We start from the raw sequence: 17,837 nt of genomic DNA on the forward strand, positions 1-17,837 counted from the left end.
ATCTTATTTCTTTCAATTTTTTATTAAGCTAAATTTAAGACAAAGTTTTTATAATAAAACTTCAAAATTTTAGAAGGAAATAGTTAAAAATGAAATTACGTAATGTAACTACATTCTTTTGTTATGAAGAGAAGAAATGTAATAATAAATAGAATTGAACTATTTGATGGAAGGTGAGAGCATGCGTTTACTTGTAGTAGAAGATAATGCTTCGTTATTAGAGTCTATCGTACAAATTTTACGTGATGAATTTGAAGTAGATACGGCAATAAATGGAGAAGATGGATTGTTTTTAGCTCTTCAAAATATATATGATGCAATTTTGCTGGATGTGATGATGCCAGGGATGGACGGATTTGAAGTGATTCAAAAAATACGAGATGAAAAGATTGAAACACCAGTCCTGTTTTTGACAGCGAGAGATTCTTTAGAAGATCGGGTGAAGGGATTGGACTTTGGTGGAGATGACTATATTGTTAAGCCATTTCAGGCCCCTGAATTAAAAGCGAGAATTCGTGCTTTACTACGCAGAAGTGGTAGTTTAACAACGCAGCAAACAATTCGCTATAAAGGCATTGAATTGTTCGGAAAAGATAAAGATGTTCAAGTAGATGGAAAAGGTATGAAGTTATCATTAAAACAATATGAGCTTCTAGAGTACCTTGTTCAAAATAGCGGAAAGATTTTAATGCGTGAACAAATTTTTGATCGTGTTTGGGGATTTGATTCAGATACGACAGTAGCGATTGTAGAAGTGTATGTGCATCATTTACGTAAAAAATTAGAGCCATTCGGTTATCAGAAAGATATTCAAACCGTTCGAGGTATTGGATATATATTAAAAGAACAATGAAAAAAGGAAGTATGTTTCAAAAAACACGCATTCGTTTGACTATAGTGAACTCATTAGTATTTATTCTATTAATAGGTATATTAGGCAGTATTATTTATTCGTACACATACAAGCGTATTTATAGTGAAGTAGATCAATCTATAAAAATGATAGCTCAGTATAGAGAAAAATTAGATGTTAAAGTACCACCAAGAAAACGCATGGAGAATATCCAAATTGGAGATCCGCGAGTAACTAGAATAACTTGGAATGGGAAAATAGTGAAAATAGAGGGCGATAACCGTAAATTCCGTTCTATTTTTGAAGAGAATTTGGAAAGTTTTTCTCCCGAAAAATTAGAGGAGTTACAAGATATTGAAGTACAAGGACGATATTTTAGAGCATTTTCGCTTCAAAAAGATGGAGAAATAGTTCAAATCGTGCGAGATATAACAGCGGAAGAAGGAATGTTAAATACTTTATTTTTAATTCTTGTTATAGGTTGTAGCATAGGAAGCCTCTGTGCGATAGGTATTGGCTTTTTCCTAGCTGGTAGAGCACTTGTACCTATTCAAAGTTCATGGGAGAAACAGCAACAATTCGTTTCTGATGCATCACATGAACTCAGGACACCACTTGCAGTTATTCAATCAAAAACGGATGTTTTATTCCAGTCACCATCCGCTACGATAGAAGAAAAAGCGATGGATATTTCTACAATTTCAAAAGAATGTAGGCGGTTATCGAAACTCGTTAGTAATTTATTATTGCTAGCACGTTCTGATTCTAATCAAATTGAGATGGATAAGAAAATATTTGAACTTGATAAATTGTTAGAAGAAATAGTAGCTCCATATAAAGAGATTGCTTCTTATCAAGAAAAAGAAATGATGCTAAAAGTAGAACGTGGTGTATCTTTTATGGGGGATAGAGAGCGGATTCATCAAATGATGGTCATACTGTTAGATAATGCGATGAAGTATACAAACGAAGGTGGGCATATTCAAATTGATTGCACGCAAACGAGTAGTTCAATTCGCATACAGGTGAAAGATGACGGGATAGGAGTGAAAGAAGAAGATATTCCGAAATTATTTGATCGTTTTTATCAAGGGGATAAAGCAAGAAGTACGTCAGAAGGAGCTGGATTAGGTCTTTCAATCGCAAATTGGATTGTAGAAAAGCATTACGGAAAAATATCAGTAGAGAGCAAATGGGGAGATGGCACTTGTTTTGAAGTGATTTTCCCTAAAAATCAAAAAATATAAGTAAGAAGACGACCTTGTTTTTACAAGGTCGTCTTTTTTTAAGGGAAAGTTAAGAAACTATTTATATTATGTATGGCATAAAGAAAGTTCGTTACATGAAGAAGAGATTAGGTGTATGTGAGTGGGGTTTATCAATCATAATGTTATCTCAAGCAGCGATGAGATGTATGTATAGTATTAAAAAAACTAGGGGAATGATGGGAAAGAAAGTATAAGAGGGAGGAATTAATTTTGAAAAAGAAAATGATGACGGTATTCACTATTGGAGTAATGAGTTTAAGTATATTAGGGGGGGCCTCTCCTTCTGAAACACAAAAAGGAAAGACAGATTACACGCAGCGCAGTAAAGAACAATTGAACAATGGTAAGATACATGCAGTGCATACAGAAGAAAAAGCAGAGAAACTAGGTATTGAAACGGAAGGAAAAGAACAAATTACACTAGAAAAAGAAATTCATGAAACAGAAGTAGGAAGGGAAGCAGAGCAGTTAGGCATATCGATTGAAGGAAAAGATGTTGGGATGCTGTCAGAAGAAATCTATGAAACAAAAGTAAAGCAAGAAGCGTTAAAGCTAGGTATATCTATAGAGAATACATCAATTGTAGATTTAATTACTCAAATTAATGCGATTAAAATTAAAGATGAAGCAGATAAATTAGGTATTTCGACAGATGGAAAAGAAATCGAAGACATCGCGGAAGAAATCTACGGAAAGAAAGTAAGAGAAGAAGCAGGAAAGTTAGATATTTCTCAAAAAGGAAAAGAAATTGAAGAGTTAGCACAAGAAGTGTACGAACAAAAAGTACAAGAAGAAGCAAAAAAACATCATATTGATTTGTATGGTAAAGATATATATCAAATATTAAGAGAAATTAATGAACAAAAGGTGCTACAAATGGCAGATGAGCTTAATATGGATAAAATGAATATGAATATTCAAGAGTTAGCGGAAAAGATAAAAAAAGATCAGCCTGAAAAAGGAAAAGAACTAAATTTTGTACCGATGGTACGAACGGATGCTGACGCATTTTATTCTTATTTAACGAATTAATAAGGGTGTGAAAGCGATAAGAAAATTGAAGTGGTATATATGTACAGCTTTACTAGGTGCAGCAATATGGAGTGTATATACAAATGGAATTCCAAAGTATGTAGAGAAGTTAACATTCTCAAATATACAAAGAGGAAAAGAAACGGAGTTTAGTAATAACGATGAAAAAGTCATCTTAGCAAATGTTCCCTTAATTCAGCAGTTACCAGAATTGGATAGAGGCTGTGAAGTGACGAGCTTAGCGATGATGTTACAATACGCTGGTGTTTCAGTGGATAAGATGACATTAGCAAATGAAATAAAAAAAGTTGATTTTATAGACGATGGTGTGCGCGGGAATCCGAATGAAGGATTTGTAGGTAATATTTATACATTTTCTGAATCGGGATATGGTGTATATCATGGGCCACTTTTTCAGTTAGCGGAAAAATATTTACCTAATAAAGCTGTAGACTTAACAGGGAAGAATATAGAAGAAATTTATAAGAGTATAAAAGCAGGGCAACCTGTAGTCATGATCACAAATGCAACATTTGCACCATTAGATGAAGCTGAATTTACTACATGGGAAACAAATAGTGGAGATGTTTCTATTACGTATAATGAACATTGTGTTGTACTTATTGGGTATGATCAGGAATCTGTATATATTCGAGATCCACTTGAGGATAGCTTAGATGTAAAAGTACCGAGAGAAACCTTTGAACAGGCATGGGTACAAATGGGAAGTCAGGCAATTAGTTATGTAAAGAGCGCTAAATAAATTAGGACGAAGAGTTTTAGTAATATGACTATAAGGCGAAGGGTAAAGATTTGAGGATTATAAGAGAAGTTTTATAGAGTAGAAGCTGTTAAGAAATAAGAGAACTTTAGCATATATAATGCTAAAGTTCTCTTATTTTTATGATTAAAATACGTATAAGGAGTGGATATGCAAAAATGCATAATTGACGAAAAAATTACATGTTATCATTATATATTGTTTTATATATATTAATTGTATAAAATGACACAAGTATCCACATTACATAAAGGAGGCTTATTATGCAAAAAATATTTAACTGGGTTAAATGTATGAGTATCAATAAAAAATTAATCATTTCATTTTTTATTATTTTAACTATACCAGGAATTATTATCGGTGGTGTTTCATATCAAACTGCCAAAACAAATTTTGAGCATCAAATGACAGATAAGGCAAAGGAGAATATTTCGATTTTAAATACTGTTATTTCTCAAAATATAGAAGAGAAATTTGTTGATGCGACGTACTTTGCAGACATCTTAACAGAGGATACATATCTAAATGGACAAGAAGAAATAGTAAGAACGAAGTTAGCACAATATATAAAGCTTCATCCAGAAGTAGAAGGTATTTATATTGGAACAGAGACGGGAAAGTTTATAAGAGAACCATTTATTCAAATGGCTGATGGGTATAATCCAACAGATAGATCTTGGTATAAAGAAGCACATGAAAATAAAGGGAAAGTAATTGTTACTGCGCCATATCAGTCAGCATCTACAAAAAATATGGTAGTGACGATTGCGAAAGAAGTAAAAGATGGTAAAGGTGTTATAGGAATTAATTTAAATTTAGATAACATCTTAAAAATTTCCAAAATGATTAACATTGGTGAAAAAGGTTATGCAGTTATTTTAGATCAAAATAAGAAAATTGTTAGTCATCCATCTAGAAAACCAGGTGCAAAAGTTACTGATCCTTGGATTAAACCAATTTATGAAGATAAACAAGGAAATGTGTCTTATACAGAACAAGATGATAAAAAGAATTTAATCTTTGCAACAAATGAGAAAACGGGCTGGAAAGTAGTTGGTGTTATGTTCGATGAAGAAATTACCCAAGCTGCCAGTCCAGTGTTTTATAAGACTTTGATTGTCATTGCTATCGCTATTGCATTTGGTAGTATATTAATTTATTTCATTACAAAGTCTATTACAAGGCCATTACGAAAAATAGCTGAATCGGCATATAAAATTAGTAAGGGAGATTTAACAGAGAAAATTACAATCCATTCCAAGGATGACATAGGGAAATTAGGGAATTCATTTAATGAAATGTCTACGTCTTTACAAGATGTTATTACCCAAATTAGCTTTTCAGCAGAACATGTTGCAGCATCGGCAGAAGAGTTAACAGCGAGCGTACAGCAAGCAAATGATGCGACAGATCAAATTACAATTGCAATGGAACAAGTATCAGGTGGGGCTGAATCACAAAGTCAAGGTGTTGAAGAAGGTGCGGCTACATTGCAACAAGTAAATACAGCAATTCAAGATGTAACTGGAAGCGCAGAGTCAATTTCTATTTCCTCATTACATGCGCGAGAAAGAGCTGAAGAGGGAGAAGATTTAGTTGAACAAACTGCAAAACAAATGCAGTCTATTTCTAGGTCGGTATCCGAGTCAGATGCTATTATTAAACTGCTTGATGAGAAATCAAAGCAAGTAGGAGCTATTTCTGAAGCAATTCAAAACATCGCAACTCAAACAAACTTATTAGCTTTAAATGCGGCTATTGAAGCAGCAAGAGCAGGTGAACAGGGGCGAGGATTTGCTATTGTAGCAGATGAGGTTAGAAAATTAGCAGAGCAATCAGGAGAGTCATCTGGAGAGATTGCAAATTTAATTGCAGAAATTAAGGCGGATATTGAACATACTGTTAAGGCGATGGATAATGTGAATGGAGAAGTTCAACAGGGCCTTGATGTTGTAACAAAAACGAAAGTAAGTTTTACGGAAATTTTAAGTTCTACTACACATATTGTTTCTCAAGTTAATCAAATGGTAGAAACAACGAAGAGAATTGCTGGGGATGCAAATGAAGTGACAAATGCTATTGATGAAATTGCAGCTGCTGCAGAAGAAAATACAGCTAGTATGCAAAGTGTTGCAGCTTCAACAGAAGAACAGGTTAATTCCATGGAGGAAATTAGTTCAGCTTCGCAAAACTTAGCTGAGATGGCAGAAGAACTACAAGCGATGACTAGTAAATTTAAAGTATAATAACAGCAGATAAGTAAGGTGAAAATAATATCACCTTACTTATTTTTCTATTCAGCAATTAGGGGAGTCATTAACGGGATGAAAAAAAGAAAAAGACTATGGAATTTATGGAAAACGATTACATTGTTAGTTTGTACAGTTGTAATTTTTTCTTTACTTGTGACAGATATATTAATTAGTCATAATGTAGAACGGACGACGGAGGATAGCCAAGCAGAGAAGGCAAAAACAATTGCACACATTGTGGCGAATGATTCGATTGTAATCGATGGTTTGGTTGGGAAAGCAGATACCTCTGCAATCCAAACGTATACAAATAGAATATTACAAAACACAGGTGTTCAGTTTATTGTAGTTATGGACATGAATGGAATAAGAAAGTCACATCCAAATCCTCAAAAAATAGGGCATCATTTTATTGGGGGAGATGAAGGGCCTGCATTGAAAGGAAAAGAACATGTATCGTTAGCAGAAGGAACTTTAGGTATTTCCATGCGAGTGTTTGTACCAATATTTTCTGAAACAGGTGAACAACTTGGAGCTGTGGCTGTTGGTATTTCAGCAGATAATGTAAAAGAGAGAGTTAAGGAAAGTAGACATATCATTTATATTGGTGTCGGAGTTGGTGTATTAGTCGGAATTATAGGAGCAATATTGCTAGCTAGACATATAAAGAAAAGTTTATTCGGTCTTGAGCCGCACAGGATAGCAAAAATTCTTGAAGAAAGAAATACGATGCTACAATCTGTAAAGGAAGGTATTATTGCTGTAGATAAAGAGGCTAGAGTAACATTAATTAATAATGAAGCGAAACGTCTATTTAAAAAAAGCGGACTTGAAGAAGATTTTATCGGTAAAGATGTTGAGTTGTATATGCCAAATTCACGTATAAAAGAAGTATTGCAAACGGGAGAAGTACAATTAAACGAAGAACAAAATATTTATGGAATTACGATTGTGACGAATCGAGTTCCTTTATATGTAAAAGGAGAAATAGTTGGTGCAATTGCAACATTTCGTGATAAAACAGAGATTAGAAAACTAGCAGAGGAACTAACTGGTATTAGACTATATGCAGAAGCATTACGGGCACAATCTCATGAGTTTATGAATAAGATGCATGTCGTATTAGGGCTTACACATATGAAGCAGTATGAAGAATTACAGAAGTATATAAGCGGCATGGTATCAGAGCATCAATATGAAATTGGTGGAGTTATGAAAAGAATAAAAAGTCCAGTATTTGCTGGTTTTTTACTAGGTAAGCTCAGCTATGCTAGAGAGAAAAATATAAAATTAATTATAAGTGAAGATTCTTATATGCCGGAAATAGATGATGAAAGTATTACTCATGAACTTATTACGATTGTCGGAAATTTAATTGATAATGCATTAGAGGCAGTTACGAATTGTGAAAAGAAGCGAGTTGAAGTTAAGATACAACATGGGGATATACTAACTATTACAGTACAAGATACGGGAAAAGGTATACAAGAAAAAGAAATAGAGCAATTATTTACGAAAGGTTATTCCACAAAGGGAGATAACCGCGGTTATGGTTTGTATCTTGTAAAAGAAAGTATACAGCGAATAAATGGGGAAATTCATATGCATTCATTAGTAGGTAAGGGAACAACGATAACAATTGAAATACCTAAAGGTAGGGATGAGAGGCAAATATGATTAAAGTTTTAATTGTAGAAGATGACCCGATGGTAGCAATGCTAAATACGCATTATTTAGAGCAAGTAGGAGGATTTGAACTTGTTCAAGCAGTTAACTCAGTAAAGTCGGCGATCGAAATATTAGAGAAATCACGAGTAGATTTAGTATTACTTGATATTTTTATGCCTGAAGAGACTGGTTTTGAGCTTTTAATGTATATCCGGAACCAAGAAAAAGAAATTGATATTATAATGATTTCAGCTGTACATGATATGGGAAGTATTAAAAAAGCATTACAATATGGTGTAGTAGATTATTTAATTAAACCATTTACATTTGAACGATTTAAAGAGGCATTAACTATATATCGAGAAAAACTTACTTTCATGAAAGAACAACAAAAAATTAGTCAATCGGAATTAGATTCGTTAATTTTACAAAAAGAAAAAAGGGAGCCTACTGTCACGAAAGAGCTTCCGAAAGGGTTAACGAAGCAAACGTTGCAATTAATTTGGCAGAAGATCGAGTCGTTGAATGGAAGAGTGTTTACAACAGATGAAATGGCACAATTAGTTGGAATTTCAAGAGTTTCTATTCGAAAATATGTAATGTTTTTGACTGACATTGGAGTGTTAGAAAACGAAATGATGTACCAACATGTGGGCAGACCTGTAAGTAAATTAAGATGTGTTGATCAAAAGAAAATAGAGTTTTACGTATAAGCGACTTAATATAAGTCGCTTATACTTTTTTTAATTACAAAATCAATTACAAAACTTACAAAAACTATTTTTACTATTGAAAGCGTTTTAATATTGTTATTAAGAAAACGAGGGGGTGCCATATGGGAATTCAAAAGAATGTGGAAGCGGTATCATTTTCTGAAGGAAATGAAGTACAAAGAGAATCTTTCGCTTCTAAAATTATGAATGTAAAAATCGGTGTTATACCTTTACCGTTATATGTAGTATTGGCTGCTATTATTTATGGGGCATCTGTATATAATAAATTGCCAGCAGATATGATTGGTGGATTTGCAGTTATTATGATCATGGGGATTTTCTTAGGCGATATTGGGATGAGAATTCCAATTTTAAAAAATATCGGTGGTCCAGCAATACTTTCGTTATTTATTCCATCATTACTTGTATTTTTTAACTGGATGAATCCAGCTTCAATGGAAGCTGCGACTATGTTAATGAAAAAATCGAACTTTTTATATTTATATATTTCTTGTTTAGTAGTCGGAAGTATTTTAGGAATGAACCGTAAAGTGTTAGTACAAGGTTTCGTTCGTATGTTTATTCCTTTAGTAGTAGGGACGTTAGCTTCTGTAGCAGTAGGGTTATTGGTCGGTTCATTATTTGGATTTGAAATGAAGCACACATTCTTCTTTATCATCGTACCAATTGTGAGTGGTGGTATCGGGGAAGGGATTTTACCATTGTCGCTAGCTTATAGTGATATTTTAAATGAATCATCAGCGACGTTTGTATCACAGCTTATTCCAGCAGCTATTATTGGAAATATGTTCGCAATTGTAAGTGCAGGGTATATGAAGCGTTTAGGTGAGAAGAAACCGGAGCTTAGTGGTAACGGTGTATTAGTGAAAACAGACAATCAAGCAGAATTATTAAAAGAACAAAATACAGAGAAGCCAATTGACTTCTCATTAATGGGAGCAGGTTTATTAATTGCGTGTACGTTCTTCATCTTTGGAGGATTTGCTTCTAAGTTCATCGGTATTCCTGGGGCAATCATTATGATTTTTTCAGCAGCACTTGTGAAATACTTTAAATTAATGCCAGCAAAAATGGAGCAAGGAGCATTCCATTTATATAAATTTATTTCGAAGAATTTAACTTGGCCTTTAATGGTTGGATTAGGATTGCTATATATTCCGTTAAAAGACGTAGCAGCAGTTCTTTCAGTAGGATATGTTGTTGTGTGCGCATCGGTTGTTCTTACAATGGTAGCATCAGGTTTTCTTGTAGGGAAAGTGATGAAGATGTATCCAGTTGAATCGGCGATTGTAACTGGATGTCATAGCGGTTTAGGCGGAACTGGAGATGTTGCTATTTTATCGGCTTCAAATCGTATGGAATTAATGCCGTTCGCGCAAATTTCAACTCGTTTAGGTGGGGCGGCAATGGTTGTAACGGCGACAATATTATTAAAAATGTTTTCATGATCAAACAAGCTAGCTATATTCATATAGCTAGCTTGTCAAATTAAGGGGAGATTATAAGTATGTTAGCAAATCAAATTAATGAAAGATCATTGTTATTGCATAAAGAATTAGTAGGGAAAATTGAAATTACAAGTAAAGTGGAGGTAAATTCAGCGGATGATTTAAGCCTGACGTATACACCAGGTGTAGCGGAGTCGTGTAAAGCAATTGCGGCAGATGAAGAAACAGTGTATGACTATACAGCACGTGGCAATATGGTGGCAGTTGTTTCAGATGGAACAGCGGTACTCGGTTTAGGAAACATTGGACCGAAAGCGGCTATGCCTGTTATGGAAGGAAAAAGTATTTTGTTTAAGAAGTTTGCGAATGTAGATGCTTTCCCATTATGTTTAGGCACAACGGATGTAGATGAAATCGTTACCCTTGTAAAAAATTTAGAGCCTACATTTGCAGGGATTAATTTAGAAGATATTGCAGCACCGCGTTGTTTTGAAATTGAAAAACGATTAAAAGAAGAAACGAATATTCCTGTATTCCATGATGATCAACATGGAACAGCTATTGTCGTTTTAGCAGCTGTTATTAATGCATTAAAAGTTGTTAGCAAACAAATGGATAATGTGAAAATCGTTATTAACGGTGCGGGTTCGGCAGGAATTGCAATTGGAAAATTATTATTAAAGGCTGGTGCAAAGCACATTACGTTAGTTAGCCTAGAAGGTATTGTTTGTGAAGGTGAAACATGGATGAACGAAGCACAAATTGAAGTTTCAAAAAAGACAAATCGTGAACATGTGCGTGGAACGTTAAAAGAAGCAATTCACCAAGCTGATATTTTTATTGGCGTATCTGCTCCTAACGTATTAACGAAAGAACTTGTACAGACGATGAATGAGAAAGCAATTGTGTTTGCAATGGCGAATCCAATTCCAGAAATCTTCCCTGAGGATGCATTAGAGGCTGGGGCAGCTGTAGTAGGAACTGGACGCTCGGATTATGCGAATCAAGTAAATAATGTATTGGCGTTTCCCGGAATATTCCGCGGTGCGTTAGATGTGCGCGCAACTGATATTACAGAAGAGATGAAATTAGCGGCAGCATATGGGATCGCTAACATCATTACTGATGAAGAACGTAATGCGAATTATGTAATCCCGAATCCATTAGATAAAAGAGTTGTTCCAAGTGTTGCAGAAGCAGTAGCGAAAGCAGCTATTGATTCAGGCGTGGCACAAATTACGAAAATACCACGTTATTAATAGCGAAAAGCAGTGCCTAAAAGGCACTGCTTTTTTGAGATAAGAAATCAAAATAATGAAGAAGTGTAGAATTATTTATGTTTCTTCATTATTTATTTAATTCCATTGCAACTTGTTTACCATTCACTAAAACCTCAGTTACTGCTACGATCACTTCTATCATTTTTTTCATCTCTCATCTCTCATCTCTCCTCGTTTCATTTCTTACTTTAAGTATAAGAGAAGAGAGATAATTCAACTATCGAAGTACATGACGTAGAAATTACATTGTTGTAAGAAAGTGGTTTATTTTTGTCACTTTACTCAGCAGTGATTACAAACTGATCATAATATTTTTCATTCACATATATATTTAATAACCATAATCCAGATGAAGGTAGTGACATAGTGAGAGGGAGTTCGTTTGTAGTAGAATCGATTGTATTTGAAGTAGTCCAAGTTTGTTTGGAAGTTTCTTTTTGAAAGAGTACTTGTGTCGGAGTTACAGATCCTTGTTTTAGCGCAATAATAGACAATTTTCCAGTTGGTATTTCAGAATCTAGAAAGTGCCACATTATTTCATTTTGTTCATTTGCGATAATAGGACTATCAGCCATTGCGACTTTACCTTCGATGCCTTTTAAAGGCATTTTTCCTTCTACGAAAGAAGGTGTTTCTTCCCAATTTACATCTTTTAAAACACTAAGGTGAAAGAAGGAAGGTGCGTTCACTTGAGTGGATGACGTTGCTATTACGTCTTTTTTTTGTTCTTTTGAATCCGGTTGCGTTTGTGTGCATCCAGTGATGAGGAAGGAGAGAAGTAGCATAGTTCCGATTTTTTTCATGGTGCCACACTCCTAGTTTTTATTGTTAGTGTAATTGTATTTGCTAGAAGGCGGGACAATTCCTTTAAAGTATAAAAAGAGGTCGTAAGTTTTGTACGACCTCTTTTGACATTTTTATCCCGTAAAAGCCCGATTGGTGTAGGTTAATAATTAGTGGGAGATAGTCCCCACTAATTAAAGTTTCATTTTATATTTGTTCCGTTGTATAGGTTGGTTCGGTTTCTTTTTGAGGCATCGTCAAAAAAATAACGGACAGAACGATACATACGCCGCCTAATAATTGATATGTTCCAAAAGATTCATTTAGCCAAGTGATTGAAACGATGGCAGCTACAAGGGGTTCAATGCTAGATAAAATGCTTGTTTCTGTTGCTGCTAAATATTTAAGACTACCGATATATAGAAGGAAAGAAAGGGTACCACTAATAATGATAAGAATAAGCATAGAAAAAGTTTTTAGTGTAAGGGTTTGTGAAAATTGATTCCACCCGAATGAACGATTATAAATAAGTAGTGCAATTCCTCCGATTAACATCCCCCAACCAATTACTACAGTTGTCCCGCATTCTTTAATGAGAGAAGCCGGATGAAGGGTATAAAATGCAAATCCGATTGCTGTTAATAGTCCAAAAATAATAGCTTCTTTGGATAAAACAATATTTTCAATTGAGCCATTTGTAATAATAAAGTATGTTCCTATTAGCGCGGCTATAATTGCGAATAGTTGCATGGAAGCAGGGAATTTTCTTTGTTCAAATGCAACATACATGGTAATAAGAACAGGACCTAGAAATTGAAATAGCGTTGCTGTGACTGCATTACTAATATGAACCGTTTCGATAAAGGCGTATTGCGCACCGAGCATGCCGAGAATAGAGAAAATAATAAGTTGTATAGAATATCTAGGGTGTTTCCAAATTTGAAATATGTTTTGTTTCTTTATAAGTAAGAAAGACAAAATAAATATTCCTGCAAGCAACAATCGAATTGTTAAAAAATCAATTGAGGATACATTAGTATGTTGAAATAGCCACTGAATCATTGGACCAGATAATCCCCATAATGTAGCCCCTGTAATAATCATAATGAGTCCGATACGTCTACCATTGTTCATTATCATGTTTCTCCTCTCCAGTATTTGATTTTTTATGTGTGACATGATAAAAGGAATTATATATAACTTCTGGTACTGTAAAAAGTATCAGATTTTAGTTTTATTAAGGGGTCAGATATTATGTTAGAATTAACGCCTAATTTAAATATGAATAGTAAAAAGGCATTGTATGTGCAATTGTATGAGTATATAAAAAAAGAAATTAAAGATGGATCGATTGTCCCTTTTACGAAATTACCGGCTAAGCGAAAGTTAGCGATACATTTACAAGTAAGTAAAAATACAGTAGAGGCAGCGTACGAACAATTACTGGCAGAAGGTTATATTGAGTCGATATCGAGAAAAGGTTATTTTGTATGCAAGATTGAGCAAATGGTTCATATAGAGGATAGCGGAGATAGAATAGAAGAAGTACCGTTTCAGGAGAAGAGTTATAAATTTGATTTTACACAAACAGGAATTGATACAAATGCTTTTCCATTCAATATGTATCGGAAAATTGTAAATGAAATATGGCAGCCGCATAATAACGAACTTCTCTTTCTAGGACACCCTCAAGGAGAAGCGAGCTTAAGAGAAGAGATTACGAATTATTTGTATGAATCTAGAGGTGTACGTTGTTCAGCTAGTCAAATTGTATTAGGAGCGGGAACACAAATATTAGTGAAACTATTGTTTCAATTGTTAAAGGGAAGCAATTATGCAGTTGAAAACCCAGGGTATCATAGAAAGATGGTTGTTTTTGAACAGGGAGAAGCAAGAGTCCAAATGTTATCTTTAGATAGAGATGGAATTTGTATTGCGGATTTAGAAAATAGCAATGCGAATGTTGTATTTGTTACACCTTCCCATCAGTTTCCGTATGGAATGATTATGCCTATTACGAGAAGGATGCAGCTTTTACAATGGGCCAAGAAAGAAGAGAGCAGGTATATTATTGAAGATGATTATGATAGTGAATTTCGCTATTCTGGAAAGCCTATACCGGCGCTGCAAGGGTTAGATACAGAGGGGAAAGTTATTTATATGGGGACGCTATCTAAAGCATTATTACCATCGCTACGGATGAGCTATATGGTGTTGCCGAAGAAATTAATTAAAAAGTATCAACAGCAATATTTATTTTATACACAAAGTGTTTCAAGAATGGACCAAGAAGTGATTAGAAGATTTTTAAATGAAGGCTATTGGGAAAAACATATTCATAAAATGCGTGTCGTCTACCGAAAGAAGAGAGATCGACTTGTTTTTGAAATAGAGAAATATTTCTCTAATCGTGTTGAAGTGATAGGAGAAGATTCGGGATTACACATTTTATTAAAAGTGCATAATAGAATGCGGGAAGAAGAATTAATTCAAGAAGCTGCGAAACATAGTATCAAAATATATCCTGTGTCTACGTACTATAAAGACGGTACGGCGCCTGAGAATGTAGTTTTACTTGGGTTTGCGATATTATCAGAGGAAGAAATTGCGAAAGCGATTCAATTATTACACACGGCATGGTTTACAAGAAAGTAAAAAACATCCTCCAAACATGAGGATGTTTTTTATTATTTATTTTCATCTAAGAATAAGACCATATGCTCTTCGTCCCAATATTGTCCGTTATATTTTAATGAACGTTCTTGTACACCGAATGTTTTAAAACCTAATGATTCATAAAGTTTTTTCGCTCCATCGTTGCCAACAACAACATCAAGCATAACTTGTTCTACTTCTAAAGATTTAGCAAGCTCAAGACATTCTTTAATAAGTGCTTTTCCTGCTCCAAGTCCGCGCGCTTTTGGAGATACATATACAGAACCGATTTTAGCTTTATGTTCTTGTTTTACATATGGTTTCGTTTCCAGTGTTGCAACCCCGATTAATTTTCCATCTTTAAATGCACCTAGCGTATAGTTTTCATCTTGTGCTAATTTTTGTGCTTTATATTCAATCGCACACTCTTTATTAATAATATCTTCATAAGAAGAGCTGAATGCTTCAGGGTTTTGCTTTAATCCTTCTACGCGAAGTTCTAAGTAAATTTCTGCTTCGTCTTTTGTTAATACATGGATATCCAATTATATCACCCTCCAAATCTTTGCAAATGTACCTTTATTTTATATTGAAATAAGAATAATTTCAAAAGCTTAGCTTATATGAGCTGTTTTTATGAACAAAATAACACCAGTAGTGTTTACTGCTACTGGTGTTTTCACACGCATATTATTCAAAAGGTAGCTCGATTATAAAGTTTGTTCCCGCTCCTAATTGGCTTGTTACTAGAATAGAACCGTTATGCAATTCTACAATTTCCTTTGCAACAGCTAGCCCGATACCTTTTCCGCCTGTAGCTCGTGTTCTAGATTTATCGACACGATAAAAACGGTCAAATATATGCGGGATATCTTCTTCAGGAATACCTTCACCTTCATCTTGTACACTTATTGTAAAAGAATCTGTTTCCATGAGTACACGTATCGTAATGGCTGTGTTTTCTGGCGAATGTTGATAAGCGTTGTGTAATAAATTTAACATAACTTGTTCCATACGTCTTTCGTCTATACAAACTTCTAAATCATCTTTGCAATATACATGAAGTTGCATTTGCTTATTTGTTAATGTTGTTTTTGTTTTTTCTACCATTCGTTCTAAAAATGGCTGAAGAAGCACTTTTTGTTTTTTTATAACAAATTGGTGTTGTTCTAATTGTACAAGCATAAATAAATCTTGGACGAGATCGGTTACACTATCCGTTTCATCCTCAATAATTTGTAAGTATTCTTCTCGCTCCTCTTTTGTTAAAGAGTCTCTCTTTGCTACCTTCGCATAACCTTTCATATAGGTCAATGGAGTTAATAGTTCATGAGCGACACTAGCGAGAAATTCATTGCGCTCTTTTTTCATATACGTAAGTTCACTCGATAAATCTTCAATTGTTTTTGCTAAACTTCCGAGTTCATCATTTCGTTTAATACCTAATTGAATTGGCTTGTTTAATTTTGACATTTTTTCTGTAGCTCTCTTCATTTTTACAAGTGGTTCTGTAATAACGCGTGAAAAAACAAAGACAGAAATTGTTGTTAAAATAATTGTTAAAACGCTAATGATAAGAAATTGGTTCATGAGTTTAAGTAACATATTTTCTAGGAAAGATGTTTTTAATAACATATATAGCTTTCCTTGAAACTTTGTTGTGTTAAGTGGGCTTACTGTTGTGATGAACTTTGATTTTTTCCAGTTCCTTTCAACGACCAATCCGCCGTCTGGGACAGTTTCTGTTTTACAAGTAAGTTGTTTTTGCATATCTTTTGTTACGGGTTCTGAGGTGGAAATAATTTTGCCGTTATGGTCAGTAATAATGATAGCTATATCGGAGTTAGAAATTGATTCCGATTCAACTAAGTGTGCAGCCTCATTCGTAATATCGAACTCAGGGTACACAGGACGTTTAGGATTTTTATTATGTTCAGCGTGTTTCATTTCTTTATAATATTCATCCCGTCTCTCGCGGCTTTTAATTTTTTTACTATAGCGATTACCTTTCTCTAAAAGAGCATCTGTTTCCTCTACAATACGCATTTTTGAAAGGCTTTTATAAAAAGATACGAAAGCAATTGTTTCAATACATAAAGCTAATATTAAAAAGTATGTCCCAATTTTAAGGGAAAGTTTACTCATTTTTTCACCATACCTTATTCATAATAAAGAGTCAGTGGTATACGATTTCCCACTGACCGAAGTAATTATTCACTTTTCCATTTATATCCGACTTTATAGACCGTTTCTAGGTAATCTTCAATAGGAAATCCTTTTTTGCGTAGTTTATCACGGATATTACGAATGTGTGAATCAATTGTTCTATATTCGATATCTGTTTCATAGCCCCAAATTTTTTCGATTAAATCATCTCGGCTATAAGCACGGTTTGTATTTTGTAAAAATAGTCCGAGTAACGAAAATTCGATAGGAGTTAATGAGATTTTTTCATCATAAACTGTGACAGTATGTTTCGTTTTATCCCACTCAATACCATTGAAACTAACAAAGCCATCTTTTTTTGTACGGCGTAATATAGCCTCGATTCGTGCGACTAATACATGCTCATCAAATGGTTTTGTAATATAATCATCTGCGCCCATCGTGAGGCCTTTCACCATATCGTAGTTTTGGTTGCGAGCTGTTAACATAATGATAGGAACGTTGGAAATTTGACGAATTTGATAGCAAGTATCCCATCCATCCATACTTGGCATCATAACATCTAATAAAATAATATCGAATTCTTTTTGTTCGATTAATTTTAGTGCTTCAAGGCCAGAGGTAGCTTTCATACAAAAATAGCCGCGAGGGCTTAAGAACAGATCTAATAATCGTAACATACGTTCTTCATCGTCTACTAATAAAATTTTTACCATAATCTTGTGCACCCCAAACTGTTCATTCTACTTGTATAGTTTACATGAAAATAATAAAAAACTCTTTTTATGTGATTGAATGGAGGGCTGATTTTTTCGCTCAGAGTAATTGACATAAAAAATGCACTAGTTTTGCACAACTATTTTTTATAATAGAAAACGTAGCGACACAAAATACCCTATGTTGCGACATAACGTCAT

General features: G+C 34.2%; 15 protein-coding genes. 10 read left to right on the forward strand and 5 right to left on the reverse strand.

Annotated elements, in window-relative coordinates; genetic code table 11:
* The first annotated feature begins 181 nt into the window (after positions 1–181).
* The 9 genes from ACX9TM_RS03015 to ACX9TM_RS03055 all read left to right on the forward strand — a co-directional run bounded on the left by ACX9TM_RS03015 (position 182) and on the right by ACX9TM_RS03055 (position 11,295).
* Positions 182–853: a response regulator transcription factor gene (locus ACX9TM_RS03015; protein WP_001238621.1), complete on the forward strand. Its 672-nt coding sequence runs from the start codon at positions 182–184 to the stop codon at positions 851–853.
* Positions 850–2,100 carry a sensor histidine kinase gene (locus ACX9TM_RS03020; RefSeq protein ID WP_000715835.1) on the forward strand — a complete coding sequence of 417 codons (1,251 nt, stop codon included), beginning with the start codon at positions 850–852 and terminating at the stop codon, positions 2,098–2,100. Before ACX9TM_RS03015 ends, ACX9TM_RS03020 begins: the two co-directional genes overlap by 4 nt.
* A 231-nt stretch (positions 2,101–2,331) precedes the next feature.
* Positions 2,332–3,153 carry a hypothetical protein gene (locus ACX9TM_RS03025; protein WP_000728585.1) on the forward strand — a complete coding sequence of 274 codons (822 nt, stop codon included), beginning with the start codon at positions 2,332–2,334 and terminating at the stop codon, positions 3,151–3,153.
* Between the two features lie 7 nt (positions 3,154–3,160).
* A complete protein-coding gene (locus ACX9TM_RS03030; protein WP_033689701.1) occupies positions 3,161–3,916 on the forward strand; it encodes a C39 family peptidase in 756 nt (251 codons plus the stop codon).
* A gap of 281 nt (positions 3,917–4,197) precedes the next feature.
* A complete protein-coding gene (locus ACX9TM_RS03035; RefSeq protein ID WP_065381805.1) occupies positions 4,198–6,180 on the forward strand; it encodes a methyl-accepting chemotaxis protein in 1,983 nt (660 codons plus the stop codon).
* 78 nt (positions 6,181–6,258) lie between these two features.
* A complete protein-coding gene (locus tag ACX9TM_RS03040; protein ID WP_000746421.1) occupies positions 6,259–7,863 on the forward strand; it encodes a sensor histidine kinase in 1,605 nt (534 codons plus the stop codon).
* Positions 7,860–8,567 (forward strand): response regulator, encoded by a 708-nt coding sequence (locus tag ACX9TM_RS03045; protein ID WP_000598666.1) that lies wholly within the window; start codon positions 7,860–7,862, stop codon positions 8,565–8,567. The genes ACX9TM_RS03040 and ACX9TM_RS03045 overlap by 4 nt, the downstream gene beginning before the upstream one ends.
* A gap of 122 nt (positions 8,568–8,689) precedes the next feature.
* Positions 8,690–10,036, forward strand: coding sequence for a 2-hydroxycarboxylate transporter family protein (locus tag ACX9TM_RS03050; protein ID WP_000512722.1), 1,347 nt, complete (start codon positions 8,690–8,692; stop codon positions 10,034–10,036).
* Between the two features lie 59 nt (positions 10,037–10,095).
* Positions 10,096–11,295 (forward strand): NAD(P)-dependent malic enzyme, encoded by a 1,200-nt coding sequence (locus ACX9TM_RS03055; protein ID WP_000880780.1) that lies wholly within the window; start codon positions 10,096–10,098, stop codon positions 11,293–11,295.
* Positions 11,296–11,594: 299 nt separating this feature from the next.
* Here the strand turns inward: ACX9TM_RS03055 and ACX9TM_RS03060 are convergent, their stop codons facing one another.
* Positions 11,595–12,119, reverse strand: coding sequence for a DUF4871 domain-containing protein (locus tag ACX9TM_RS03060; protein WP_000719692.1), 525 nt, complete (start codon positions 12,117–12,119; stop codon positions 11,595–11,597).
* A gap of 187 nt (positions 12,120–12,306) precedes the next feature.
* Positions 12,307–13,233, reverse strand: a complete 927-nt coding sequence (locus ACX9TM_RS03065; RefSeq protein WP_001059054.1) for a DMT family transporter — start codon at positions 13,231–13,233, stop codon at positions 12,307–12,309.
* 120 nt (positions 13,234–13,353) lie between these two features.
* Here ACX9TM_RS03065 and pdxR point away from each other — a divergent pair, with 120 nt between their 5' ends.
* A complete protein-coding gene (gene pdxR, locus ACX9TM_RS03070; RefSeq protein WP_033696475.1) occupies positions 13,354–14,754 on the forward strand; it encodes a MocR-like pyridoxine biosynthesis transcription factor PdxR in 1,401 nt (466 codons plus the stop codon).
* A 32-nt stretch (positions 14,755–14,786) separates the two neighbouring features.
* Here the strand turns inward: pdxR and ACX9TM_RS03075 are convergent, their stop codons facing one another.
* The 3 genes from ACX9TM_RS03075 to ACX9TM_RS03085 all read right to left on the reverse strand — a co-directional run bounded on the left by ACX9TM_RS03075 (position 14,787) and on the right by ACX9TM_RS03085 (position 17,636).
* Positions 14,787–15,299: a GNAT family N-acetyltransferase gene (locus ACX9TM_RS03075; protein ID WP_000351212.1), complete on the reverse strand. Its 513-nt coding sequence runs from the start codon at positions 15,297–15,299 to the stop codon at positions 14,787–14,789.
* A gap of 145 nt (positions 15,300–15,444) precedes the next feature.
* A complete protein-coding gene (locus ACX9TM_RS03080; protein WP_000041022.1) occupies positions 15,445–16,899 on the reverse strand; it encodes a HAMP domain-containing sensor histidine kinase in 1,455 nt (484 codons plus the stop codon).
* A 65-nt stretch (positions 16,900–16,964) separates the two neighbouring features.
* Positions 16,965–17,636: a response regulator transcription factor gene (locus ACX9TM_RS03085; protein WP_000238957.1), complete on the reverse strand. Its 672-nt coding sequence runs from the start codon at positions 17,634–17,636 to the stop codon at positions 16,965–16,967.
* Between the last annotated feature and the right edge of the window lie 201 nt (positions 17,637–17,837).

It is taken from the genome of Bacillus sp. LH1, assembly GCF_057924895.1.

Bases quoted from the DNA above. Each gene is read 5' to 3' on its own strand.
- ACX9TM_RS03060 (WP_000719692.1), bottom strand. From the start codon at position 12,119: ATGAAAAAAATCGGAACTATGCTACTTCTCTCCTTCCTCATCACTGGA.
- ACX9TM_RS03035 (WP_065381805.1), top strand. From the start codon at position 4,198: ATGCAAAAAATATTTAACTGGGTTAAATGTATGAGTATCAATAAAAAA.
- ACX9TM_RS03065 (WP_001059054.1), bottom strand. From the start codon at position 13,233: ATGAACAATGGTAGACGTATCGGACTCATTATGATTATTACAGGGGCT.
- pdxR (WP_033696475.1), top strand. From the start codon at position 13,354: ATGTTAGAATTAACGCCTAATTTAAATATGAATAGTAAAAAGGCATTG.
- ACX9TM_RS03050 (WP_000512722.1), top strand. From the start codon at position 8,690: ATGGGAATTCAAAAGAATGTGGAAGCGGTATCATTTTCTGAAGGAAAT.
- ACX9TM_RS03045 (WP_000598666.1), top strand. From the start codon at position 7,860: ATGATTAAAGTTTTAATTGTAGAAGATGACCCGATGGTAGCAATGCTA.
- ACX9TM_RS03080 (WP_000041022.1), bottom strand. From the start codon at position 16,899: ATGAGTAAACTTTCCCTTAAAATTGGGACATACTTTTTAATATTAGCT.
- ACX9TM_RS03015 (WP_001238621.1), top strand. From the start codon at position 182: ATGCGTTTACTTGTAGTAGAAGATAATGCTTCGTTATTAGAGTCTATC.
- ACX9TM_RS03085 (WP_000238957.1), bottom strand. From the start codon at position 17,636: ATGGTAAAAATTTTATTAGTAGACGATGAAGAACGTATGTTACGATTA.
- ACX9TM_RS03040 (WP_000746421.1), top strand. From the start codon at position 6,259: ATGAAAAAAAGAAAAAGACTATGGAATTTATGGAAAACGATTACATTG.
- ACX9TM_RS03020 (WP_000715835.1), top strand. From the start codon at position 850: ATGAAAAAAGGAAGTATGTTTCAAAAAACACGCATTCGTTTGACTATA.
- ACX9TM_RS03055 (WP_000880780.1), top strand. From the start codon at position 10,096: ATGTTAGCAAATCAAATTAATGAAAGATCATTGTTATTGCATAAAGAA.